The sequence below is a fragment of the Amycolatopsis anabasis genome, assembly GCF_009765355.1.
In the GTDB taxonomy this organism is placed as follows: Bacteria; Actinomycetota; Actinomycetes; order Mycobacteriales; family Pseudonocardiaceae; genus Amycolatopsis; species Amycolatopsis anabasis.
This window is the reverse complement of sequence record NZ_VTHK01000035.1, coordinates 1-23130: the sequence shown is the minus strand read 5'-3', so window position 1 is coordinate 23130 and position 23130 is coordinate 1. Positions and strand designations below refer to the sequence as shown.

Genomic DNA, 23130 nt, shown 5'->3' with positions numbered 1-23130 from the left:
CCACATTGGTGTCCTCCGGGGATCCCGCTGGCGCGTGTCCCCCGTTTCGGACAAGCATCGGGGTAGCAGCCAGGCCGCGCCTGCACGCCCAGACCGGTCACCGTCTCTTGTAAGGGAACCAAGTCTGAGGGTCGTGAGTGATCAGGCCGGTTACTGTAGAACCGGCCCGAACACTCACGACCCCCGTATCAGGCGGCGTCGGAGATCAGCACGCCCGAGTCGGGGTGCTGCTCGTTGGCGCCGGTTCGGTAGTTCTGTTCGACCCTGGCGGCTTCCTGGGCGTTGGGCTTCGGGTTGGTGCAGCTCGTCCCGGCGGAGGAGCCGGACATCAGCGAGGAGCACGGGCCGGGTTTGACGTCCGGCAGGCCCAGGCTGTGGCCCAGTTCGTGGGCGGCGATCCGGATGACGTTGTGCCCCTGCTGAACCGCTTGCCTGCCCATCCACACGGTGACGCTGCCGCTGGGGCGAACGGGTCCCAGGGTCGCGCGTGGCCAGCCGTTGTCGGCGAGGATTCTGATGTTCACGCGGGCGCCCGGCGTGGCGCGCACGAGCTGCACGTTCTTCACGCTGGTGTTCCACACCTCGACCCCTTGGGCCACGGCGGATTTGAACTCGGCGGCTTGGCTGTCGTCGAAGGTGATCGTGGTGGCCAGCGCGGTTGCCGCCGCGGCGGGCGCGGCGACTCCGGCGGTGAGCGGCAGGGTGAGGACGGCGGCGCCGGCGAGAACGCCGATCATGCTGCGTCGAAGCATTTCTGACTCCTCGGATGAGCGGCGTGGCAGGTCAGTCCGCTCGCAGGGGGCACGAACTCGGGATAACCGGAAATGATGCGCCTGTGCGCGAGACAAAAATACCGGCGGTGGGCCGGGTGGCGCTCTGCCAGTTGGGTATGGCCCGGGCTTATGCGTCCGTCTGGTTTGGACAAAGGTCCGAAGTGCTCATCCTTGGCGTAAAACCGTCAGCTGCCTTGTGCGCTTGAGGGGGCCGATGCTGGGGTCGTGAGTGGACAGGCCGGTTGGAACCGGTCCGAACACTCACGACCCGGCGGACCCGATCGGTGTGTCAGCAGGACTGGGTGGCTGCCTGGCAGGGTTCCAGCAGCTGGGTGGCGTCGAAGAACCGCGCGGAGGGTTTCTCGCGGACGTCGCCGGTGGTGACGTCGCGGATGACCTGGCCCTCGGTTTCGGTGAAGGGCGGGTCGGCCCGGTAGCCGCCCAGGTAGATGCCCTCGGGCCCGGACTTGTTGGCGGTGACGATGTGCAGGTAGTCGCCGGTGCGGCTCTTCCACATCCCGCTGCGGACGGGCTCGGTGCCGTCGGCGTTCATCGCGACCACGTCCACGCCCATGCGCGCGAGGACCTGGGCGGTCTCCGGGGCGAGCATGTCGACGTCCTGCATCAAGGCGAGCCGCCCGTAGTCGCGGTCGATCACGAGGTAGTCGTTGGACAGCCCGGTGATGGGTTCACCGCGCTTCTTGTGGGTGCGCTTGTAGTCGTAGGTCTTTCCGTCGGAGGTGAGCAGGGTGCTCACCGGCGCGTCGGCGCCGGTGGCCGGGAAGTGGATGAGCAGATCGGTGCCCTCGCTGGTGGCGAACGCGCTCAGCGCGGCGAGCCCCGAGGCGTCTCGGCCCGGCAGGTAGTTGGCCGGGAACACGATCAGCCGCAGCTTCTTCCCGGCGGCCGTGGCGTCTTGTTTCGCCTTGCGTGCCGCGGTCAGCGCGGCCGTCCAGGGTGCGGTGCCGGCCCCGGGATCGACCGCGGCCGCGGCGAACGTGGCAGGCGCCGGCTGGCGGAACTGCGACCGGGTGTAGGGCGCGAGGGTGTCCTGGGCCAGCAGGGAATACATAGCGGGTTTGCGCTCCACCGGGAACGTGCGCTTCCTGGGGACGAGGACGTCGGCGACGCCGACTTCCTCGTTCTGCCCGGAGATGTCCACGACCGGATTGCCGTCATGGGTCATGATCACGCTGCGGCTGCCGAAGTTGAAGTCGTACGGGAACGGTGACGGGATCGTGAAGGTGTTCTGCGTGAATACTTCCGGTTTGGTGCCGGCGGTGCCCTTGCCGTACCGGTTGGACACGATCATCGTGGTGTCGTTCTCGTAGGCGCGGACCCGGACGAAATCGGTTTCGATACCGACGTTCGCCGGTGCGATCAGGATGTTCGCGCCGGCCACCGCCGCCGCCCGCGGGAACTGCGAGTTGAACATGTCCGAGCAGATGACCAGCCCCATCCGCCCGTACTCGGTGTCGAAGGTCGGGATCCGATCGAAACTGTCCGCGTTGTAGGACGATTCGAGGAGGTGGTTGCGTTTGCGGTAGGTGCCCTTCACCTGGCCCTGCGGGTCGAGCAGCACCGCCGAGTTGTAGTACAGGTTCGTCTTCGGCTCGAACACGGGCATGCCGAACGCGATGTACGCCTTGTACTGCCGGGCGACCGCGCTGAGGGCCGCGGTCGTCGGCCCGGACAGTTCCTCCGCCACCTTCGAGATCTCGTCCCTGCTGAAGAACGAGTAGCCGCTGGTGGCCATCTCCGGCAGCACGATCAGCTTCGCGCCCTTGCTCGCCGCGTTCGTCGTCAGCTCGACCATCTTCGCCCGGTTGTTGGCGACCTTGCCTTCCTCCGGCGCGAAGTGAATGGTCGCCATCCGCACCGTCTGCGCCGCGGTGGACGCGTGGGCGACGTTCGACGGCACGGGCTCGTGCGACGGCAGGACCAGCAATGCCCCCAAGGTGAGCGCTGCCACCGCGTACGGCAGCAGACGACCGGTTCGTCTCGGCATGACTCGTGTTCTCCATTCCTCTGGTGTCGGAATCCACACCGGTCAGGCAGAACTGCCCGCCCGGTACCGCGTGGCCAAGTGCAGAAAGTTCCGGAGCAGGTCCGAGTCCGCCGCGAAGTAGAGGTGGAGGTAGCTGGCCAGCACGTTGTGCCGCAGGTAACCGGCCCGATGGGTGGCACCGGTGCTGGTCGTCACCTCGAACAGATCCGGCTCGAGTCCCTCGGCGGTGATGCGGGACTGGTGAAACTCCTGGCCCCGCACCCGCACGCCCGCCGGGCCGAACGGCGAGCGCGTGCGGGTGCGCACCTCGACGTACTTGATCGCCAGGTAGTCCCGGTCCATGACCACGTCGATGGGCAGCACCCCCGCCATGGGGGCGCGCACGCCGTCGAAGCCGGTCAGCGACCGCGCCAGGAACATCATCCCGCCGCACTCGGCCAGCATCGGCATCCCGCCCGCGGCTCGGTCCCGCAGTTCCGCGGCCAGCCGGTCGTTGGCGCCCAGCTCGGCGGCGAAGCTCTCCGGATAGCCGCCCCCGAGGTAGACCGCGTCCGCACCCTCGGGGAGTTGCTTGTCCACCGTCGGCGCGAACTCGACGAGTTCGAACCCGGCTTCGGCCAGAGCACGGAGGTTTTCCTCGTAGTAGAAGCAGAACGCCGCGTCCCGGGCCACCGCCAACCGGGCGCGGGCGGGCGCGGGCGCCGGGCGCGCGCCGCCCTCCGCGGCGGGCAGGCGGGTCCGGGTGAGCGCGAGGAGCCGGTCGATGTCCAGCGCGTCCCCGGCGGACAGCTGCGCGGCTGCCCGCTCCCCGGCTCCGGTCGCGTTCTCCTCGACCGTCATCAATCCGAGGTGCCGCTCGGTCACCCGCAGCTCCTCCCGCCGCGGCAGGTGCCCCAGCGCGAGCCGCCGGAGTTCGTCCGGGAGGGCGTCCAGCACCATCTCCGCGTGGGTCGCGCTACCCGCCCGGTTGAGGACGAAACCCGCGATCCGCAGCTCCGGGTCGAACGACCGCAGGCCGCCGAGGATCGCCGCGGCGGTACGGGTCATCCCCCACACGTCCACCACGACCACCACCGGCAGCCCCAGCAGTTTCGCCACGTGCGCGGCGCTGCCGGTCTCGGTACCGTTCTCCCCGTCGTACAGGCCGCCCATCGCCTCGATGACGCACACCTCGGCCCCCGCGGCCCAGCGCGTGAATGTCCGGCGAATCCCGTCCGGGCCCATCATCCACAGATCCAGATTGATCGACGGGCGGCCGGTGATCTCCCGGTGATACCCCGGATCGATGAAATCCGGGCCGATCTTGAACGCCCGCACCCGCAGTCCACGCTCGCACAACCGGCGCAGCAGAACGGCCGTGGCCGTGGTCTTACCGGCCCCGCTGTGCGTCGCGGCCACCACGAAGGCCGACCCGGCGGGATGCGCGGCTTCGCCCCTGCTCGGGTCGCTGCCAGCCACCGGATCGGTCATGCCGCCCCCTCGAGATACCGAGCGCCGACTTTACCCAATCTCCGGCCGTGCGATCGTCCCTCTCCACATCGAGTCCAACAGGGAGAGCATCCGCGCGGCCCGTTCGCTCCGGCATCACGTGTTCACGTGATCTCTCCGGGCGGTGCACGTGAGCCCTGGTCCAGGACGCCGCCGGCCAGCCGGACGCCGCCGTGCGCAGTGCCGCGGTGGTCTACCGCGGCCTGCCCGATCGGTTGCTGCTGCTCGCCTACGACCCGTGGCTGGGCCCGCAACTGGTCCGGATCGCGCAGCGCGCCGCGGCGCCGTCCGAAGCGGCCGCGGCGGTGGCAGGTACGCGCCGGCTGGCCGAGTCGAACCCCGGGGTGGCCGGGGCGGTCGCCGCCGCCCGGCACGCCGAGGCCCTGATCCGCGGGAGCCGCGCCGAACTGCGGGCCGCCGCCGACGCCTACCGCTCGGCGTCCCATCCCCTCGGCTTGGCGTCCGCGCTGTCCGACGCCGCGGCCGCGGAACGGGCCGGAGGCAACCGCGCCGAGGCCGTGCGGCTGTACCAGGAAGCGTTCCAGCTCTGGTCCGCCGCCGGAGCGGTCCGCGACATCGCCCGCGTCCAGCGCGCCCTGCGCGAGCTGGGGGTGCGGCGCAAGCTGCCCCGCACCGGCCAGGCGACCGGGTGGGACAGCATCACCGCCGGCGAACTCCGGGTGGTGCGGCTGGTGGCCGAGGGCCTGACCAACCGGCAGGTGGCGAGCCGGCTGTTCCTCTCCCATCACACCGTGGACGCCCACCTGCGCCGCGCCTTCACCAAGCTCGGGGTCCGCAGCCGGTTGGAGCTCGCCCGCAGGGCCGCGCCGCACCTGGCCGCGAACCTCGGCGGGGGCCGGTGAACCGGTCGTTGGACCGGGCGGGTCACCCGCCGTCGGAAGTCGGCGGGAGGGCGCGCGAGAACAGGCCGAGCAGGCCGTCCCAGTGCCGTTCCAGCCCGGCCGCGTCGAAGGCTGCCGTGTCGGACATGGTGAACCCGTGCACCGTGTCCGGGTAGACCTCGCTGGTGCGGCGGACACCCGCGGCGTCCATGGCCTTGTTCAGCCGGCTGATGCTTTCCGGGGGCATGTGATCGTCGTGCTCGGCGAGCCCGAAGTACAGCTCGGCGGTCAGCCGCGGCGCCAGCTTGTGCGGGCTGTCCGGCTCGTCGGTGACCAGCGGCCCGGGATGGAAGGAGGCGACCGCGGCCACCTGCTCGGGACGGACCGCCGCGGTGCGCACGGCCAGCACCCCGCCCAGGCAATAACCGGTGACTCCCACCGGGCCGGGACGCACCTCCGGCCGCGCGGCGAGGAAGTCCAGATAAGCGGCGGCATCGCGGACCGCGCGCTCCACGGTGAGCTCGGCGAACAACGGTGCGAGACGGCCGAAGAACGCTTCGCGGCCCGCCGCGGTGCTCAGGTCGCCCACCTCGACGACCGGGGCCGGGCCGTGCCGGTAGAACACGTTGGGCAGCAGAACGTAGTAGCCGTGCCCGGCCAGCTTTTCGGCCATCTCGTACAGCACCGGCCGCAGACCGATGGCGTCCATGTAGAACAGCACCCCCGGATGCGGGCCACCGCCGTCCGGGAACGCGGCGAAGGCGTCGGCCGTGCCGTCCGGAGTGGGGACCTCGACCATCGTGGTGGGCATGCGTTTCCTTTCTTACTTCTCGCGCTGCCGGCGCACCATTTCGGTGATCCAGACGGGCGCGAACGGAGACGTGCAGTTCGGCGGAGTCGGGTAATCCTTGAGCACCTCCAGGCGCTCACCGATGTCGATCGCGCGGGCGCGGTGCTCGGCGTGCTCGATCCCGATCTGCGCCAGGCAGTGGTTCATCGCCCACTGCAGGCGGTCCGGGGCGTCTTTCAGCTCCGCCTCGATGACGTCGAGCAGTCCCGCGAGGTCGAGCCCCTCGGGTTTCTTCGCCACGCGGTCGGTGGTCAGCGCCCAACCGGCGCTCGCGATCACCGGATCCGCGTCGGCGGACCAGGCCAGGCGCAACTCTTCGGCGTGCGGGCTCTTCTTCACCACGTAGTTCACCAGCCAGTCGTGCACCTTGGGCGTGCGCGCCTCGCGCAGCAGGACGTCCAGCTCGGCACGCTCGAACGCCTTCGGACGGCAGATCAGGAGCGCCAGCAGCCTCGCCGCGGTGTCCGCGGTCTCCCAGAGCTCGCGCGCGAGTTCCTGCCGCGTCTTCAGCTTCTTCGCGAGCGCGCGCAGCTCGGTGAGGTTCACCCCGTGATCGTCGCCGTGTTTCTCGTTCACCGCGCGTACCTTCGGGTCCTCGAGCGCGGCCAGCTCGGCCAGCACCTCGGCCACCGTCGTCTCCGGCACCTCAGCCTCCCCGTCCATCACGTGTGCGGTCAGCCTACGCACGGTGGACCTGGTGATCAGCGGACGGACCGGACCCTCGCGATCAGGCCCCCGGCGGCGAGGGTGACCGCGGCGGACACCAGGTACAGGGTCCGGTAGCCGCCGAGCAGCGCGAGCCCGGCGATCAGCGGGGTGAGCACCTGGGGTGCGGACTGGGAGATGTTCACGATGCCGAGGTCTTTCGCCCGCGCGGAGGCGTCCGGCAGGACCTGGGTGAGCAGGGCGAGCCCGACCGCGGCGTAGATCCCGAAGCCGGTGCCGAGCAGCAGCGCACCGGTGACGACGGCGGACCAGGTGTGCAGCACGGCGAGCAGTCCGGACGCGGCGCCCATCAGCGTGACGGCGACGTAGACGAAGGGCTTGCGGCGGCCCGAGGCGTCGGAGAGCTTGCCGGTGACCGCGGCCGCGATGATCACCGTGCCGCCGTAGAGGCCGGTGGCCATCAGCAGCGCGCCCTCCGGATTCGGCAGGCGTACCACGTCGGTCAGGAAGAACAGCATGTAGAACAGGCCGAGCGCGTTGCCGAGCTGGGTGCAGAAGTGCCCGCACCAGGCCCAGGCGAAGTCGGGATGTGCCCGCGGCGACACCCACATCTCGCGCACCAGCTCGCCGAACGACCTGCCCGGGCGGCTCGCCCGCGGGAGCACGGTGTCCGGGGTGCGCCACGCGAACAGCAGCGCGCCGGCGATGACGGCCGCCGCGCAGGCGAGGTATCCGCCGGCGACGCCGGAGAGCAGCGCGGTGACCAGACCGATCCCGGCCAGCACGCCGAGGATCTGGGTGATCCCGATGACGCCGGCGACCTCGGCCCGCTGCGCCACCGGGACCCGGTCGGGCAGCGCCGCGGTCAGCGCGGCGAGGGCGCAGTTCAGCGACGCCTGCGCCAGGCACCAGCCCACGGTCATCAGCACCACGTTCCCGGCGAGGGCGAGCACGGTGAATCCCGCCAGCGCGCCGAGCGCGCCGCCGACGGTCCACGGGTGCCTGCGGCCGAACCGGGACGTGGTGTGGTCGGAGAGGTGCCCGGCGACCGGGGTCACGATGATCGCGACCACCGCACCGGCGCCGGTGACCACGTTGAAGATCACCATCTTGTTCCCCGCGTCGAGCAGTTCCGCCTGCCGGGGCAGCAGGACCTGGATCGGCGTGAGGAAGGCGAACCACAGTCCGACGTTCGCGGCGAACAGCCACGCCACCCAGCCGGGGCGGACCCGCGCGGTGGGCTCGGCGAGGGCCGCGACGCCTCCGGCCGGTTGGGTGCTGGTCATGGGCGGGTCCCTTCGCCTGATGCGGCCCCACGCGCCGCGCACGTGCCCGCCAGCATCCAGTGCCGCGCGCACGGCGTCCAGCCGCACGTGAGGGAGGCGGGTGCTGGGGGTCGTGAGTGGACAGGCCGGTTAGAACCGGTCCGAACACTCACGACCCGACCCCGGCACCCGGCATCACAGTCCGGCTTGCTGGGCGAGCAGCCCGGCCTGGGTGCGGTTGGCGCACTGGAGTTTGGCCAGGATCTGGGAGATGTAGTTCTTCGTGGTGCCCTCGGTCAGGTGCATGCGCGCGGCGATCTGCGCGTTGGACAGGCCGTTGCCGAGGCAGGCCAGGATGTCGGTCTCCCTCGGGGTCAGGTGGCCGATCACGGCGAGCGCCTCGTCGCGTGCGGTGTGCCGGTCGGTGGCGGTGGCCACCAGGCGGCGGGACGCGGCCGGGGAGAGGACCGTGTGCCCGTCGGCGGCGACGCGGACCAAGCCGATCAGGTCCTGGGGTGGGGTGGTCTTCAGCAGGAAACCGGCGGCGCCGGCGCGCAGGGCGCGCAGGATGTGGTGATCGGCGTCGAACGTGGTGAGGGCGACGACCGCGGGTGGCCGGTCGAGCTTGTGGATGCGCTCGATGGCGGTGAGGCCGTCGACGCCGGGCATGCGCAGGTCCATGAGGACCACGTCGGGCCGGTGACGCAGCACCGACTCGACCGCGGCGGCGCCGTCGTAGGTCTCGTCGACCACTTCGATGTCGTCGGCGAAGTCGAAGACGGCACGCAGGTGTTCGCAGACCATGGGGTCGTCGTCGACCAGGGCTACCCGGATCATGCCGCCGGCGCCGGCAGGGTCGCGCACACCTGGAAGCCGCCATCGGTGGCTCGGCCGGTGTGCAGGGTGCCGCCGATCATTTCCACGCGCTGGCGCAGGTTGTGCAGCCCGGTGCCGGAGCCCGTCGCGGCCAGCGCGGGATCGGCGGCCCGCGTCGAGCCGGTGTTGTGCACGGTGACGTGCACGCCGTCGCCGCCGTACCGCGCCCGAACCCGGACCGCCGCACCGGGTGCGTGCTTGCGGACGTTGGTCAGCGCTTCCTGGACGACGCGGTGCGCGGTGCGGCGGATCACCGGCGCGACCGCGGCCGGATCGCCCTCCTCGACCAGTTGTGCCGCGACACCGGCGGATCGGGACTCCGCGATCAGCGGCGCCAGCTCGGGCACCGGCGCCGGCGAGTGCCTCGTGGGTATCGAATCGCCGCTCTCGTCGTGCAGGACGTGCACCACTTCCTGGAGTTCCTCGAGCGCCTGGCAGCCGGCGGCACGCAGTTCCGCCGCCGCGGCGCGGGTCTCCGCATCGCGCGCGGTCATGCCCAGCAGCCCGGCCCGCAGGACGATCAGGCTGAGCCGGTGGGTGATGGTGTCGTGCATTTCCGCGGCGAGCCGGGCGCGCTGCGCGGCCAGCGCCTCCGTGACGAGCCGCCGGCGCGCGGACAGGTACATCCCCAGCAGCGCGGGGGCGGCGGTGATCAGCAACGCCTGCGTGACCCCCGGGCCGGTCGGTTCCCACGGGCGCGCCGCGACGATCGCCAGGATCGCGACCGGCGCCAGGGCAACGCGCTGGTCGGCGGCGAAGGCCAGGGCGCTGTAGGCGAGGAACGGCGTCGCCGCGAGCGGCACCAAGGGGGTCATGCCGGTGTGCACCAGGGTGCCCGGCGCGATCGCCTCCACCACGGCCATGGCGACCGCGGACGCCGCGAGCAGCCAGCCGGTCAGCAGCGGCGCCCGCCGCCGGAACGGCAGCAGGCCGAGCGCGGCGCATTCCACCGCGATGCCCGCCGGGCCGTACGCGGCGTTGCTCGGCGGGCCCAGCAGCGACACGGCCACGAGCGACACGGCCACCGCCATCGCCAGCGCGTCGAACAGGGCGTCCCGTCGGGTCACGGGTTACACCGTACGCAGTGTGCCCAGGTACGAGACCTGAGGAAAGTCATGTTCTCCGCTGGCGTTCGTCAAGCCGGCTCATGACTTTGCGCACTGCCGTCGCACCCGTGCCTCCGGCTGGAATGGCTGCCACCGACGAGGAGGCGGCCACGGCGATGTGCACCACGGGACACCAGCGAATGACCAGCGTGCTGCTGTGCTGCGGCGCCGTGGCCGGACCGTGGTTCCTGGTCGTGGTCGCGCTGCAGGAGGCCACCCGCACCGGTTTCGATCCGGGACGGCATCCGCTCAGCCTGCTGAGCCTCGGCGGCCTCGGCTGGCTCCAGGTCACCAACTTCGTGGTCACCGGCCTGCTGAACCTGGCCTTCGCGGCCGGGCTGCGTCGCCGCCGGATGCGTGCCGGGGCGTTGCCGCTCGCGGGCCACGGGTTCGGCCTGATCGTCGCCGGGGTTTTCGTCCGGGACCCGGGAAACGGCTACCCGCCGGGGATTCCGGCGCCCGTGGCGGCCAGCTGGCACCACGTCCTCCACGGTGCCGGCGCGGTGCTGGCGTTCGGGTCGCTGATCGGCGCGTGCGCCGTGTTCGCCCGCCGGTTCGCGGTGCGGGGCAACCGGGGTTGGGCCGGTTACTGCGGCGGCACGGGGGTGGCGCTGGCGGCGCTGCTGGCCGCGACCAGGGCCCCGGCGCTGGAAAGCCCGGCACTCCACCTCGCCGCGGTGGCCGGGTGGCTCTGGGCTTCGGCGCTGGCCGCGTACTTCCTGGTCTCCCTGCGGGACCTGCCTACCGAAATGGGGAACTCGGTGTCCCGAAATGGGGAACTCGCACGTCCGGAACGGGGGACTCGCGTGTCCGAGTGTGTAACTCGCGCCGCCGCGCAGTGCGAAAGGACGAATTCATGGCCGGATCGTTGAACCGCCGCAAGGCCCTGCTCGCGGGGGTGGTCGCCGCGGTGCCGATCACCGCCGCCGGCAGTGCCGCCAGCGCGGCGGTACCTGGTCAGCGCTACGACGTGCGCCACTACGGCGCGCGCGGGAACGGCACGAGCATCGACTCGCCGGCGATCAACCGCGCGATCGAGGCCGCGGCCGCCGGTGGTGGCGGCACCGTCTACTTCCCCGCCGGTACCTACGCCAGTTACACCGTGCGCCTGAAGAGCAACGTCGCGCTCTACTTCGACCACGGCGCCACCCTGCTCGGCGCCACCCCGACACCGGCCGGTGGTTACGACCCGCCGGGCGCCGGCGCCGGCAACACATACCAGGACTTCGGGCACAGCCACTGGCGGGCAAGCCTCATCTGGGGCGAGAACCTGGAGAACATCTCCCTCCTCGGGCCCGGCCGCATCGACGGGAACGGCCTGATTCCCCGCATGGAGCACAACAGCCCCCGCGGCGCGGGCGACAAAGCGATCGCGCTCAAACTCTGCCGCGAGGTCACGATCCGGGACGTGACGATCGTCGGCAGAGGGCACATCGCGATCCTGGCGACCGGCGTCGACAACCTGACGATCAACGATGTCACGATCGACACGCTCCGGGACGGCATCAACGTCGACTGCTGCCGCAACGTGCGCGTCTCCGACGTCACGGCCAACACGTTCAACGACGACGGGATCGCGCTCAAGAGCTCCTACGCGCTCGGGTTCGCCCGGGCGACCGAGAACGTGACGATCGCCAACTGCCTGGTCAGCGGCTACGACGTCGGCAGCCTCGCCGCGGGCACCTTCACCCGCGACAACCCGGCGTCCTGGGACGGGGACGGGCCGTTCGGCCGCGTGAAGTTCGGCACCGAGTCGGTGGGCGGGTTCAAGAACATCACCATCAGCAACGTGCTCTTCGATCGCTGCCGGGGAATCGCACTGGACACTGTGGACGGTGGAGTCCTCGAGGACGTCACGATCAACGCCATCACCATGCGGGACATCGTCAACTCCCCGATCTTCCTGCGCCTCGGCGCCAGGATGAGCGGCCCGCCGGGCCTGCCCGTCGGCGCGCTCCGGCGGGTCACCATCAGCAACGTCACCGTGCACAACGCCGATCCCCGATATGCCGCCGTCATCACCGGAATACCCGGGCACCACGTCGAGGATGTGTCCATTCGAGACGTCCGCGTCAACTTCCGGGGCGGACTGTCGATGACCGAGGCCACCGAGCAACCACCGGAACTGATCAACAAGACCTTCGCGATACCCGGCCGCCGCGAACCCTTCGCCGTCCCCGAACGAGCCGACGTCGCTCCCGAACCGGCGATATTCGGCATCCTGCCCGCTTACGGCTGCTACATCCGGCACGCCAAGCGCATCGAAATGGACAACGTGCGGGTGAACTTCCTGACCCCCGACCTGCGCCCGGCCTTCGTGCTGGACGATGTCGACGGCGCCGCCTTCCACCGCTGCCGCGCGGCCAAGGCGCCGGACGTGCCGACCTTCGTGCTTCGCGACGTCACGGAGTTCGACGCGCTGCACACCAGGCCGGTCGCCGACACGCACCTCGACCACGTGGAACGCGAAGAGATCTGACGAGTCCCCGTGTCAGGCGCGGTGTCAGCGCCGTGACTGTTCGGCGTCAAGGCGGTCGGTGATCGTGGCCGCCATGATCAGTTCAAGGACCAGGGATACCGACAACAGGGGCCGGATGCCGCGGGCCTTCCGGCGAGCGGGGGTCACGGCACTGGCGGCCGCGCTGCTGGCCGGGGCGGCCCAACCCGGGGTGGCCACCGCGGACAGCGGGGCCGGGCAGGATCGCCCGGAGCTGCGGGCGGCCCTCCAGGAGATCGTCGATTCCGGTTTCACCGGGGTGCAGTTGCGCGTGCACGATCAGCGGGGCGACTGGGCCGGCAGTGCCGGGGTGCGCGAGCTGGGCGAGACCGCGAAGCCGCCGACGAACGGGCGGTTCCGGATCGGCAGCAACACCAAGACGTTCGTCGCGACCGTGGTGCTGCAACTGGTGGCCGCGGGCGAGGTCGGGCTGGACAACCCGGCGGCCGACTACCTGCCGGAGTACGGCCTGGACCGGCGGATCACGGTGCGGATGCTGTTGCAGCACACCAGCGGGTTGTTCAACTACACCGGCGAGCAGTACCCCGACGGAACGGTCGTGCCGGGGATCCCGTGGTCGGGCAAGGAGTGGGTGGACAACCGGTTCCACACCTACCGGCCGGAGGAGCTGGCCCGGTTCGCGCTGTCCAGGCCGCCCCGGTTCGCGCCGGGGACGGACTGGAGCTACTCCAACACCAACTACACGCTGGCGGCGCTGCTGATCGAAAAGGTCACCCGCAGCTCCTCCTACGGCGACGAGATAGCGCGGCGGATCCTGCGGCCGCTCGGGCTGTCGGGCACCGAGGTGCCGGGCACCCGGACGGGGATCTCCGGGCCGCACGCCCACGGCTACTACCGGTACCAGGACGCCGGGCAGTGGACGACGGTCGACGTCACCCGCCAGAACCCCTCCTGGATCCACGCCGGCGGCGAGATGATCTCGACCACCCGGGATCTGCGAAAGTTCTTCTCCGCGCTGCAGGGCGGCGAACTCCTCCCGGCCCCGCTGCTGGCCGAGATGCGCAAGCCGCACCCGAAGAGCCCCGGCTACGGCCTCGGGTTGTTCGTGCAGGACGGCAGCTCACCGTCTCCCTTTCCGCAGCCGAGCTGCGGCGTCACCCTCCTCACCCACAACGGCGGCGTCCAGGGCTACGGAGCGCTGATGTACAGCACGCCCGACGGGAAGAGGACCCTGACCGCCTCGGTGACCTATGTGGACGACGCCGCGCTGTCCAGCAAAGAGCCGTCCCGGAAGGCGCAGCAGCGGCTGGTCAACCTGGTGTTCTGCGACGGGCGGTCCGCGGGCTGACGAGCTTGCGCCGCGCCCACTACTCGGTGCTACTATCTACCGGTACTCAGTGCCACTGAATAGTGGGACTTGATCTCGAAGGTGAAATCCAGATGACAACCAATCAGGACCAGCGCCCGGCGATCCACGTGCGGGGCCTGGAGAAGTCGTACAAGACACTGCGGGTGTTGCGCGGCGTGGACTTCGACGTGGCGCGGGGCAGCATTTTCGCCCTGCTCGGCTCGAACGGGGCGGGCAAGACCACGGCCGTGAAGATCCTGTCCACGCTGCTCAAGGCCGACGCGGGGACGGCCAGCGTCCACGGCTTCGATGTCGCCACGCAGGCCGCGGACGTGCGGGAGTCCATCAGCCTCACCGGACAGTTCGCGGCCGTCGACGAAATCCTCAGCGGGCGGGAGAACCTCGTGCTGGTCGCCAAATTGCGGCACCTCAAGGATCCGGGGACGATCGCGGATGAGCTGCTGCGGCGTTTCTCGCTGACCGACGCGGGCGCGCGGAAGGTGTCGACGTATTCGGGAGGTATGCGCCGCCGCCTCGACCTCGCGATGAGCCTCGTCGGGAATCCGCCGGTCATCTTCCTCGACGAGCCGACGACCGGGCTCGACCCGCAGGCGCGCATCGAGGTGTGGCAGGCCGTCAAGGAACTCGCCGGCCGGGGTACGACGGTACTGCTCACGACGCAGTACCTGGACGAAGCCGAACAACTCGCCGACCGGATCGCGATTCTCCACGAGGGCCGGATCCTGGTGAACGGCACCCTCGCCGAACTCAAGCAACTGCTCCCGCCCGCCAAGGTCGAATACGTCGAGAAGCAGCCGACCCTGGAGGACGTCTTCCTCTCCCTCGTCGGCGCCGACGGTAAGGAACGATGATGACCAAGCATTTCTTCGGCGACTCCGCCATCCTGCTGGGGCGCTCCCTGCGCCACATCACGCGCAGCGTGGACACCATCATCACGACCGCGATCACGCCGATCGCCATGCTGCTGCTGTTCGTCTACGTGTTCGGCGGCGCGATCAAATCGGGGTCGGATTCCTATGTGAACTACCTGCTGCCCGGAATTCTGCTCATCACGGTCGCTTCGGGCATTTCCTACACCGCGTTCCGGCTCTTCCTGGATATGAAGAGCGGCATCTTCGAGCGATTCCAGTCCATGCCGATCGCGCGGTCGGCCGTGCTGTGGGCGCACGTGCTGACCTCGCTGGTCGCCAACCTGATCTCGCTCGTGGTCGTGGTGGGCGTCGCCCTGCTCATGGGTTTCCGCTCGGGGGCGGGAGTGCCGGCGTGGCTCGCGGTCGCCGGCATCCTGATCCTGGTCATCCTGGCGTTGACCTGGCTCGCCGTCATCCCCGGCCTCACCGCGAAGTCCGCGGACGGCGCGAGCGCGTTCTCCTACCCGCTCATCTTCCTGCCGTTCCTCAGCTCGGCATTCGTGCCCACCGGCACCATGCCCGGCCCGGTGCGCTGGTTCGCCGAGCACCAGCCGGTGACCTCCATCGTCAACGCCATCCGCGCCCTGTACACCGAGCAGCCGGTCGGCACCGACATCTGGGTCGCCCTCGCCTGGTGCGTCGGCATCCTCATCGTCGCGTACCTCTTCGCCACGGCCACTTACCGCCGCAGGATTTCCTAACCGCAGAAAGGATTACGTCATGGCAGGCACGACAAGCGGGACACCCGGGCAGAGACACGTCGGGCGCCGGACCGTGCTCAAGGGCGCGGTGGGCGCCGGTGCGCTCGCCGGCCTCACCGGCCAGGGCGACGCCTCCGCGAGCGCCTCCGGAAGCGGTGGTGACGATGCCGAGAACGGCGCCGAGCACGGCTGGGGAAAGGTCGCCGACGCGTTCCGCGCGAACTTCGCGGGAAAGCCCGGCGAGATCGGCGCCGCGTGCAGCGTCTACGTGGGCGGCCGCCCGGTGGTCAACCTGTGGGGCGGCCTCGCCAGTCGCGAGCCGCACCAGCCGTGGCGCAGGAACACCATCGTCCGGGTCGCCTCCACGACGAAAGGCGCTACCGCGATCTGCGCCCACCTGCTGGCACAGCGCGGTGAACTGGATCTGGACGCCCCGGTGGTCAAGTACTGGCCCGAATTCGGCGCGGGCGGCAAGGAGGAGATCCCGGTCCGCTGGTTGCTGTCCCACCAGGCCGGTCTGCCGATCGTCGACGGGCCGCTGACCTTCGAGCAGGCGTGCGCCTGGCACCCGGTCATCCGTGCGCTCGAGGCGTAGAAGCCGTTGTGGCGGCCGGGCACCGAGCACGTCTACCACGCCGTCACCTACGGGTTTCTGGTCGGGGAGGTCGTGCGGCGGATCACCGGCAAGTCGCTCGGCACGTTCTTCGCCGACGAGGTCGCTCGCCCGCTCGGACTGAGCGCCTGGATCGGGCTGCCGGAGAAACAAGAGCACCGGATCGCCCGGGTCGAGGACGCCGCTCCGTTCAGCCTGGAGGAGCTGATCGCCGGATTGGTCAAGACCACCGGGCTGGACGCGGACACGGTCACCGCATGGGTCAAAGCCATGTACAGTCCGGGCTCGGTCCAGGCCCGCGCCGGCGAACTCGGCGGCGCCCTGGACAACACGACCGGATACTTCTTCACGCGTGCCTGGCGCGCGGCGGAGTTCCCGGCCGCGAACATGCTCTCCGACGCGCGATCGCTGGCCCGGATGTACGCCGCCACGGTGAGCGACGTCGACGGGGTGCGGCTGCTGGATCCGGCGACGGTCCAGCGGGCGACGGTCGTCCAGACCGACAAGACGCCGATGCACGGCCTGCCGCCGGGGCTGAACATCCCGGCTGACCGCTCCTTCTACATGTCGCTCGGGTTCATGCGGGCCTGCCGGCCGATGCCGATGGTCGGGCCGGGCTCGTTCGGTCACCCCGGCTCCGGCGGATCGATCGGCTTCGCGGACCCCGATGCCGGTGTCGGCTTCGGCTACGTCACGAACCTCTGGAACTACCGGCCCGATGACCCGCGGGCGGCGAACCTGGCCGAGGCCGTCCGCTCCTGCCTCGGCTGACGCGGATCAGGGCGCACCGGGAGCGGTGCCCAGCTCCTGGTCACCCCGCTGCTGCGCACGGCGCACCTTCCGGCGGATCAGCAGCAGCACGGCGACCAGCGCCAGGGCGCCACCACTGCCGAGCAGCCACGGCCAGCCCGCCCACCGGGTATGGCCGTAGACCGTGACGAGTTGGTTCTCTCCGGTCACCTGGGTGAGCTCGCGCGGCACCAGGATCACGTCGTCCGAATCGAGCAGATCGTTGCCCGCGCGGAACTCGTCGAGGCCGGAGTAGGTTTCGCCGTTGGCGTCGATCACCTTGGCGTTGGCGATGAACAGGGTCATCAGTTCCAGGGCGCCGTCCGGGTGCTTGACCAGCGCGACGCGGCCGGAGACGTGCTGGGGGTCGCCACCGGCTTCCCGCACCGCGCGACGGACCGCGGCGTTGAGATCGCAGGAGGTGTCGAAGGAGTCACCGCCCTGCCGCTCGGTGTCGAGCGGCTCGTCGGTGCAGGTGAACACGCTCAGCAGCCGGGACAGCAGTTGCTCGGGAGAGTAGTAGGCCGCGAGGTTGGCCTGGCGGTCCCCGGGGGCGGAGCCGTAGCCGGGCAGGCGGTCGTTCTTGACCGCGGCCGACTGCCAGTACTCGATGAGGAGGTTCGGCTTGGGATCCGGCGCGTCGGCGGAACCGCAGGCGGGCAGCGCCAGGCCGATCGCCACCAGGATGGCCGCGAGCAGCCGGGGAGAAGTACGCATGCCAGGCAAGGTAGGGAGGAGGCGACCGTTCCCCCGGAGCCTGACCGGAAGCTGCCACGGGTAACTCCGCGACCGGGCGGATCGCCGCCTACCGGGTTTCGCCGAAGGTCCGCCGGTAGGCGCCGGGGGTGGTGCCGAAGTGGGCCCGGAAGCGGCGGCGCAGGTTGACCGCCGAGGCGAGGCCGACCCGGGTGGCGATGGCTTCCACCGGCAGGTTGGTCCGTTCCAGCAGCACCCGTGTCGCGTCGAGGCGCCGGCCGAGCAGCCACTGTCCCGGGCTGGTGCCGAGCTGTTCGGTGAACCGCCGGGCAAGCGTCCGGCTCGACAGCCCGGCGCGTTCGGCGAGCCGGTCGACGGTCAGCCGGGCGTCGAGCCGGGCGGTGGCCCACTCCAGCAGTGGCGCCAACGACTCGTCCGCCTTGGCCGGGACGGGCTGTGCGGCGTACTGGAGCTGGCTGCCCTCCCGGTGTGGCGGCAGCACCATGTTCCGGGCGATCTGGGCGGCGTACGCCGCGCCGTGGTCGGAACGTACGAGGTGCAGGCACAGGTCGATGCCCGCACCGGTTCCGGCGCTGGTCGCCACGTCGCCGTGGTCCACGTAGAGCACGTCCGGGTCCACCCGCACCTCGGGGAAGGTGGCGGCGAGTTGGGCGGTGTGGCGCCAGTGGGTGGTGGCGCGGCGGCCGTCGAGCAGTCCGGCCTGGGCGAGGACGAACGCCCCCGTGCAGATGGCGACGATCCGCGCCCCGCGCCGGTGGGCGGCCCGCAGCGCCTCGGTGACGGCCCGCGGCGCGGGTGCGCCGGGCGGCTGCCAGCCGGGGATGAGCACGGTGTCCGCCGCCCGCAGGGCCGCCAGCCCCGCGTCGACGAGGATCGGGTAGCCGACGGTGGTCCGCAGCGGGCCGGGGCGCTCGGCGCAGATCCGGAAGTCGTAGTGGGCCGGTACGTCCTCGCGGACGGTGCCGAAAACCTCGGCGGCACAGGCGAGTTCGAAGGGCGACTGGGGCGGGTTGAGCAGGGCCACCACTCGATGACGGCGCATGACAAGAATGTACCCATAGGTGTCTTTTTGGACTCTCGGCGGGGAGGCTGGCTCCGGTCACAGTGGTCCCATGAGCGAAACCACTGAAACGGGCGTGCTGCGGACCGCGGTCCAGGTCGACGGCGAACCGGCCAGCTACCTGACCGCGGGGCAGGACGGCCCGGCCGTGTTGCTGCTGCACGGGACCTATTGGAGCCGGGTGTGGCTTCCGGTGCTGGGCCGCCTCGCGGAGGCGGGGCTGCGGCCCCTCGCGGTCGATCTCCCCGGGCTGGGGCGTTCCGGAGGCGAGCTGACCCGGGAAACGGCCACGGTCCCGGCCCTCGCGGACTGGGTGGCGCGATTCGCGTCCGCGCTGAAGATCTCCGGGCCGATCGCCGTGGCGGGCCATGACATCGGCGGCGCCATCGCCCAGCATCTCCTCGCCCGCGAACGGCTGGAGGTGTCCCGGCTCGCCTTGGTCAACTCGGTCCTCTACGACTCCTGGCCGGCGCCCCACGTGGCCCGGTTCCGGGACCCGGAAGCCGCCGCGGCGACCGAACTTCTCGCCGCCCGGCGACAAGCCGTGGGAGCGGCCCTGGCCGGTGCCGCCACCGAGGAGCTGGTCGCCGAATATCTGGATCCGTGGACCGATCCGCGGGTCCGCCGCTCCTGGCTGGCCCTGGCGGGCGCGGCCGAAAGCCGCTACACCCTTGATCTCGTTCCCGCGCTGCGGCGGTCCACGACGCCCAAGTTGCTGATCTGGGGCGAGGACGACGGCTTCGAGAAAGTGGAGTACGCCGAGAAGTTCGCCGCGGAGATCCCGCGCACCACGCTCCTGCGCATCCCGGAAGCGGACCACATCCCCACGGAGAACGCCCCGGGCCGGATTGCCCGCGCACTCGTCGATTTCTTCACGGCGTAGCGGCGTCCGGCGGTAAAATGGGGCGCCCGGCCGCTGATTCGCGCATTGGTTGGAACGGTGCACCCGACACGCGAGTATCCGAATACGTCATTCGGTCCTCGGCGGGGTAGTGGCCGGTGACGGCCGGCTATCGCGAGGTGTTCGCCGCCGGGGAGTTCCGGGCGCTGTTCCTCTCGCACCTGTTGTCGATCGTCGGTGACCAGCTGGCGCGGGTCGCGCTGGCGGTGCTGGTATTCGACCGCACCGGCTCACCGGCGCTGGCAGCGCTGACCTACGCCCTGACGTTCGTCCCCGAACTGCTGGGCGGACCACTGCTGGCCGGGCTGGCCGACCGGTGCGCACGCCGTGCCCTGATGGTGGCGTGCGACCTGTGCCGGGCGGCCTTGGTTTCGGCGATGGCGATTCCCGGAATTCCGCTCTGGGCACTCGGTCTGCTGCTGGTGGCGGTGCAACTCGTCGGGGCGCCGTTCAAGGCCGCCCGCGCCGCGATTCTCCCCCGGGTCCTCGTCGCCGACCGGCTCGAAGTCGGCATGGGCATCATGTTCATGACGCTTCAGCTCGGCTCACTCGGCGGGTATTCCCTGGGCGCCCCGCTCGTCGCGTGGCTGGGTACCGGCTGGGCGTTGCTGATCGACGCGGCGACGTTCGCCGGGTCGGCGGCGCTGATCGCGGTGGGTGTGGGACCACACCCTTCCCCGGCGCGCGAAACCGGGCAGCCGACGGTGCTGGCCGCGTTCGGCACGAGTGCCCAGCTGGTGTGGCGGGATCGGCGGCTGCGGTATCTGGTCGCGATCGCGTGCCTGATCGGCTTCCACACGGTGCCCACCGCACTGGCCGTGCCGTACGCCGCCGAGATCGGCGTGAGCACGGCGGCGGTCGGCGTGCTGCTGGCGGCCACCCCGGCGGGCAGCGCACTCGGGGCCGTGCTGATCACCCGCATGGTGCGGCCGGCGTGGCGACTGCGGCTGCTGGGCCCGCTGGCCGTGGCTACCAGCGCGGTTCTGCTGCCGATCGCGCTGGCGCCGGGCCTGTGGATCACGGCGGGGCTTTGCCTGCTGTGCGGCCTGCTCTCCGGATACGACGCGGTCGGTGTCGCGACGTTCACCCGGACGGTGCCGGCGGAAAGGCGCGGCCAAGCCTACGGTCTGGCCACGGCGATTCTGCGTGCCGCGCAAGGAGCGGGCATCGCGCTCGCCGGTGCCGTCGCCGAACTGACCACGCCGTCGACCGCGATCGCCACCTTCGCCGCACTCGGCGTCGTGGCGGGCGCCGGTGCCGCCGCTGGCTGGCAACGCGCGCGAACGGCGGCGGTGCCCGCCGCGCGGTAGCCGCTATTCCCCCGGCGCCGTTTTCCTTCATCCGGCTGAATACGGGCTACTCCGCTCGGGCTTTTCGCTTTCCCGCTCCGCCAAAACAATGTGATCTTGCGGTATGAAGGTGCGATGCCGACAGCCGTTGCCGAACCGGATCCGGCGGTCTTACGTTCGATGCTGGCCCGAGTCACCTCCGGATCGGCCTACCTGAGGGAAAAACTGGCCGCGGCGGGAGTGACTCCCCGGACGATCGGCCATCCCGAAGATCTGGCCGAGTTGCCGTTCACCACGAAGGAGGAACTCCGGGAGACCGGGATGCTGCGCTACGCCGCGGTCACCCCGGATCGGATCGTGCGGGTGCATTCCTCGTCCGGCACCACCGGTCGGCGCACCATTTGCGCATACACGGCACGGGACGTGGACGATTGGGCGGATATGCAGGCCCGGTGTTACCGCTATGCGGGCCTGACGGCCGACGACCGGATCCAGGTCGCGGTCGGCTACGGCCTGTGGACGGCGGGAATCGGGTTCCAGACCGGCGCCGAGCGGCTCGGCGCGATGGCCGTGCCCACCGGACCGGGCAATACCGAACTGCAACTGGAGATGCTGCGCGAGTTGCGCAGCACCGCGTTGAGCGCCACGGCGTCGTACCTGTTGCTGCTGGCCGAACTCGTGGAAAAGCGCGGCCTGCGCCCGGAACTCGCGCTGCGGGTGGCGATCACCGGCGGGGAACGCTGGGGCGAGGCGACTCGCGCCCGGATCGAATCGCTGCTCGGCATCGAGACATTCGACCTCTACGGGCTGACCGAACTGTGGGGCCCCGGCACGGGCGCCGAATGTTCGCGCCACGACGGCATCCACGTCTGGAGCGACCACTACCACGTGGAGATCATCGATCCGGAGACGCTCGAACCGGTTCCGCCGGGCGTGGCCGGGGAAATCGTGGTGACCACGCTGAACAAGGAAGCCACACCGCTGATCAGGTATCGCACTCGGGACCTGTCGTACCGGTACCCGGACCCCTGCCCGTGCGGGAGCCCGTACCCGCGCATCGGCCGGATCCAAGGCCGGTCGGACGACCAGGTCAAGGTGCGCGGGGTCATCTTCGTCCCGATGCAGGTCGACACCGTGCTCGCCGACCTGCCGGGCGCGGGGCCGGAGTTCCAGGCGCACATCGATCGCGACGCGAACGGCCGGGACTCGCTCACCATCCGGGTCGAGGCCACCGGCGAGCCCGGACTCGGCGAAGTGCTCGAACGGCGGCTACGCGACCGGATCGGCCTGCGCGTCGACTTGGATCTCCTCGAGCCCGGCACCCTGCCGCGCAGCGAGGGGAAAACCCGGCGCGTGTTCGACCACCGCGACCTGTGAAGCGCAAGCCATGACCTTGGCCGAGCGGACCGTCCTCGCCAGCGATGCGCACGTCGCCATCGCCGGCCTGCTCGACGGTGAGCGCGAAGCGATCGACGCGCTCGGGGACGCGACGTTCGATCTCGATCCGGATGACCGTCCGGTTCCGGTGGAGGTCCCCCGGTTCTGGGCGGCGATCGTCGACACCACGACCGGTGCGCTGCTGGGCAGGGTGAGCTGGCGCCCGGTCACCCACGGACCGACCTTGTCCAGCATGGCGTGGAACATCGGCATCAAACTGCTGCCCGCCGCGCGCCGGCGCGGGCTGAGCAGCGCCGCGGGCCTGCTGCTGGCCCGGTACTTGTTCGACACCACCGGACTGGACCGGGTGCAGGCCACCGTCGACGCGGGCAACCTGCCCGGCTGGCGCGGGCTGGAAACGGCCGGTTTCCACCGCGAAGGCGTGCTCCGGGGCGTCGTGCGACGCGGCGGGCAACGCCGAGACGTCGTGTACTACAGCCTGCTGCGCTCGGACCTGGACCGCCCCGCCCGCGAACGGGCCGTCCTCGGGCGGCGCGACGGGACGGTGCTCGCGGAAGCCTTGCCGGGAGATCGCGTCGCCCCCGACAGCTTCGCACCCGACCCCGACCGGGACCTGTCGCCCTCGGCTCTCCCCCCGGCACGCCGCGGCGCGGTGCTCGACCCGGACACCGGGCGCGTGCTCGGGCTGGTCACCTGGCAGGTCGTCGACCACGGCGGCACGCTCGGCTGCTCGGCCTGGCGCCTCGGTGCCACACCCGGCGTGGACGCCACCGCACTGCGGCTGCTGGTCGGGCACCTGTTCGCCACCACCGGGCTCGACCGGGTGGAGGCGGGCGTCGACGTGGACGACCTGGCCCGGCAGCACGCGGTGGAGGCAGCCGGTTTCCGGCGGGAAGGCGTGCTCCGCGGCGCCCGGCTGCGCGGCGGGCAACGGCGGGACGTGGTGCTGTTCGGAATCCTGCGCACCGATCTGGCGGAGTCGTGAGTGCTTGGGCGGGTGGTGGTGCTCGGAGGTACCCAATGCGGCGTTCGGTACCTTCAACGCCCCGA

At 70.8% G+C, this 23130-nt stretch carries 20 protein-coding genes and 1 pseudogene; 11 read left to right on the top strand and 10 right to left on the bottom strand.

The window, feature by feature from the left end; all coding sequences use genetic code 11:
• Positions 1 to 188 precede the first annotated feature (188 nt).
• From FXO23_RS34625 to FXO23_RS34615, 3 genes are all read right to left on the bottom strand, one after another.
• Complete coding sequence (locus tag FXO23_RS34625) at positions 189 to 752, bottom strand: snapalysin family zinc-dependent metalloprotease (RefSeq protein WP_158890133.1); 564 nt, start codon at positions 750 to 752, stop codon at positions 189 to 191.
• 310 nt (positions 753 to 1062) lie between these two features.
• On the bottom strand, positions 1063 to 2781 hold the full coding sequence (locus FXO23_RS34620; protein WP_158890131.1) for a nitrilase-related carbon-nitrogen hydrolase: 1719 nt from the start codon (positions 2779 to 2781) through the stop codon (positions 1063 to 1065).
• 42 nt (positions 2782 to 2823) lie between these two features.
• Positions 2824 to 4251: a cobyrinic acid a,c-diamide synthase CobB gene (locus FXO23_RS34615; protein WP_158890129.1), complete on the bottom strand. Its 1428-nt coding sequence runs from the start codon at positions 4249 to 4251 to the stop codon at positions 2824 to 2826.
• Positions 4252 to 4442: 191 nt separating this feature from the next.
• On the opposite strand from FXO23_RS34615, the gene FXO23_RS34610 reads away from it, so the two are divergent.
• Positions 4443 to 5132, top strand: coding sequence for a helix-turn-helix transcriptional regulator (locus tag FXO23_RS34610; RefSeq protein WP_158890127.1), 690 nt, complete (start codon positions 4443 to 4445; stop codon positions 5130 to 5132).
• Positions 5133 to 5154: 22 nt separating this feature from the next.
• Here FXO23_RS34610 and FXO23_RS34605 read toward each other — a convergent pair whose 3' ends face one another.
• The 5 genes from FXO23_RS34605 to FXO23_RS34585 all read right to left on the bottom strand — a co-directional run bounded on the left by FXO23_RS34605 (position 5155) and on the right by FXO23_RS34585 (position 9835).
• Entirely contained in the window at positions 5155 to 5922 is a 768-nt protein-coding gene (locus tag FXO23_RS34605) for a dienelactone hydrolase family protein (protein WP_158890125.1), read from the bottom strand.
• 12 nt (positions 5923 to 5934) lie between these two features.
• Entirely contained in the window at positions 5935 to 6606 is a 672-nt protein-coding gene (locus FXO23_RS34600) for a DNA alkylation repair protein (protein ID WP_158890258.1), read from the bottom strand.
• Between the two features lie 56 nt (positions 6607 to 6662).
• Positions 6663 to 7913 carry an MFS transporter gene (locus FXO23_RS34595; RefSeq protein WP_158890123.1) on the bottom strand — a complete coding sequence of 417 codons (1251 nt, stop codon included), beginning with the start codon at positions 7911 to 7913 and terminating at the stop codon, positions 6663 to 6665.
• 174 nt (positions 7914 to 8087) lie between these two features.
• Positions 8088 to 8729, bottom strand: a complete 642-nt coding sequence (locus FXO23_RS34590; RefSeq protein WP_158890256.1) for a response regulator — start codon at positions 8727 to 8729, stop codon at positions 8088 to 8090.
• Entirely contained in the window at positions 8726 to 9835 is a 1110-nt protein-coding gene (locus FXO23_RS34585; protein WP_158890121.1) for a sensor histidine kinase, read from the bottom strand. The genes FXO23_RS34590 and FXO23_RS34585 overlap by 4 nt, the downstream gene beginning before the upstream one ends.
• Positions 9836 to 9942: 107 nt before the next feature.
• Between FXO23_RS34585 and FXO23_RS34580 the strand changes: the two genes are divergently transcribed.
• From FXO23_RS34580 to FXO23_RS34555, 6 genes and pseudogenes are all read left to right on the top strand, one after another.
• Positions 9943 to 10746: a DUF998 domain-containing protein gene (locus tag FXO23_RS34580; protein ID WP_246258203.1), complete on the top strand. Its 804-nt coding sequence runs from the start codon at positions 9943 to 9945 to the stop codon at positions 10744 to 10746.
• A complete protein-coding gene (locus FXO23_RS34575; RefSeq protein ID WP_158890117.1) occupies positions 10731 to 12353 on the top strand; it encodes a rhamnogalacturonidase in 1623 nt (540 codons plus the stop codon). Before FXO23_RS34580 ends, FXO23_RS34575 begins: the two co-directional genes overlap by 16 nt.
• A 73-nt stretch (positions 12354 to 12426) precedes the next feature.
• On the top strand, positions 12427 to 13680 hold the full coding sequence (locus tag FXO23_RS34570) for a serine hydrolase domain-containing protein (RefSeq protein ID WP_158890115.1): 1254 nt from the start codon (positions 12427 to 12429) through the stop codon (positions 13678 to 13680).
• 92 nt (positions 13681 to 13772) lie between these two features.
• Complete coding sequence (locus FXO23_RS34565) at positions 13773 to 14552, top strand: ABC transporter ATP-binding protein (RefSeq protein ID WP_158890113.1); 780 nt, start codon at positions 13773 to 13775, stop codon at positions 14550 to 14552.
• Positions 14552 to 15313: an ABC transporter permease gene (locus FXO23_RS34560; protein ID WP_158890111.1), complete on the top strand. Its 762-nt coding sequence runs from the start codon at positions 14552 to 14554 to the stop codon at positions 15311 to 15313. The genes FXO23_RS34565 and FXO23_RS34560 overlap by 1 nt, the downstream gene beginning before the upstream one ends.
• A 19-nt stretch (positions 15314 to 15332) precedes the next feature.
• A pseudogene (locus FXO23_RS34555) lies at positions 15333 to 16697 on the top strand (serine hydrolase domain-containing protein).
• A gap of 6 nt (positions 16698 to 16703) precedes the next feature.
• Here the strand turns inward: FXO23_RS34555 and FXO23_RS34550 are convergent.
• Both FXO23_RS34550 and FXO23_RS34545 read right to left on the bottom strand, forming a co-directional pair.
• Complete coding sequence (locus FXO23_RS34550) at positions 16704 to 17432, bottom strand: hypothetical protein (RefSeq protein WP_158890109.1); 729 nt, start codon at positions 17430 to 17432, stop codon at positions 16704 to 16706.
• An 88-nt stretch (positions 17433 to 17520) separates the two neighbouring features.
• Complete coding sequence (locus FXO23_RS34545; protein ID WP_158890107.1) at positions 17521 to 18474, bottom strand: GlxA family transcriptional regulator; 954 nt, start codon at positions 18472 to 18474, stop codon at positions 17521 to 17523.
• Between the two features lie 70 nt (positions 18475 to 18544).
• Between FXO23_RS34545 and FXO23_RS34540 the strand changes: the two genes are divergently transcribed.
• The 4 genes from FXO23_RS34540 (at position 18545) to FXO23_RS34525 (ending at position 23065) form a co-directional block, all read left to right on the top strand.
• On the top strand, positions 18545 to 19375 hold the full coding sequence (locus tag FXO23_RS34540) for an alpha/beta fold hydrolase (RefSeq protein ID WP_158890105.1): 831 nt from the start codon (positions 18545 to 18547) through the stop codon (positions 19373 to 19375).
• A gap of 116 nt (positions 19376 to 19491) precedes the next feature.
• Complete coding sequence (locus FXO23_RS34535) at positions 19492 to 20703, top strand: MFS transporter (RefSeq protein WP_218952233.1); 1212 nt, start codon at positions 19492 to 19494, stop codon at positions 20701 to 20703.
• Positions 20704 to 20817: 114 nt separating this feature from the next.
• Positions 20818 to 22059, top strand: a complete 1242-nt coding sequence (locus FXO23_RS34530; protein ID WP_158890103.1) for a phenylacetate--CoA ligase family protein — start codon at positions 20818 to 20820, stop codon at positions 22057 to 22059.
• Between the two features lie 10 nt (positions 22060 to 22069).
• Complete coding sequence (locus tag FXO23_RS34525; protein ID WP_158890101.1) at positions 22070 to 23065, top strand: GNAT family N-acetyltransferase; 996 nt, start codon at positions 22070 to 22072, stop codon at positions 23063 to 23065.
• Positions 23066 to 23130: the final 65 nt, after the last annotated feature.

Bases quoted from the DNA above. Each gene is read 5' to 3' on its own strand.
- FXO23_RS34620 (WP_158890131.1), bottom strand. From the start codon at position 2,781: ATGCCGAGACGAACCGGTCGTCTGCTGCCGTACGCGGTGGCAGCGCTC.
- FXO23_RS34565 (WP_158890113.1), top strand. From the start codon at position 13,773: ATGACAACCAATCAGGACCAGCGCCCGGCGATCCACGTGCGGGGCCTG.
- FXO23_RS34605 (WP_158890125.1), bottom strand. From the start codon at position 5,922: ATGCCCACCACGATGGTCGAGGTCCCCACTCCGGACGGCACGGCCGAC.
- FXO23_RS34625 (WP_158890133.1), bottom strand. From the start codon at position 752: ATGCTTCGACGCAGCATGATCGGCGTTCTCGCCGGCGCCGCCGTCCTC.
- FXO23_RS34590 (WP_158890256.1), bottom strand. From the start codon at position 8,729: ATGATCCGGGTAGCCCTGGTCGACGACGACCCCATGGTCTGCGAACAC.
- FXO23_RS34575 (WP_158890117.1), top strand. From the start codon at position 10,731: ATGGCCGGATCGTTGAACCGCCGCAAGGCCCTGCTCGCGGGGGTGGTC.
- FXO23_RS34525 (WP_158890101.1), top strand. From the start codon at position 22,070: ATGACCTTGGCCGAGCGGACCGTCCTCGCCAGCGATGCGCACGTCGCC.
- FXO23_RS34570 (WP_158890115.1), top strand. From the start codon at position 12,427: ATGATCAGTTCAAGGACCAGGGATACCGACAACAGGGGCCGGATGCCG.
- FXO23_RS34550 (WP_158890109.1), bottom strand. From the start codon at position 17,432: ATGCGTACTTCTCCCCGGCTGCTCGCGGCCATCCTGGTGGCGATCGGC.
- FXO23_RS34530 (WP_158890103.1), top strand. From the start codon at position 20,818: ATGCCGACAGCCGTTGCCGAACCGGATCCGGCGGTCTTACGTTCGATG.
- FXO23_RS34540 (WP_158890105.1), top strand. From the start codon at position 18,545: ATGAGCGAAACCACTGAAACGGGCGTGCTGCGGACCGCGGTCCAGGTC.
- FXO23_RS34560 (WP_158890111.1), top strand. From the start codon at position 14,552: ATGACCAAGCATTTCTTCGGCGACTCCGCCATCCTGCTGGGGCGCTCC.
- FXO23_RS34595 (WP_158890123.1), bottom strand. From the start codon at position 7,913: ATGACCAGCACCCAACCGGCCGGAGGCGTCGCGGCCCTCGCCGAGCCC.
- FXO23_RS34545 (WP_158890107.1), bottom strand. From the start codon at position 18,474: ATGCGCCGTCATCGAGTGGTGGCCCTGCTCAACCCGCCCCAGTCGCCC.
- FXO23_RS34615 (WP_158890129.1), bottom strand. From the start codon at position 4,251: ATGACCGATCCGGTGGCTGGCAGCGACCCGAGCAGGGGCGAAGCCGCG.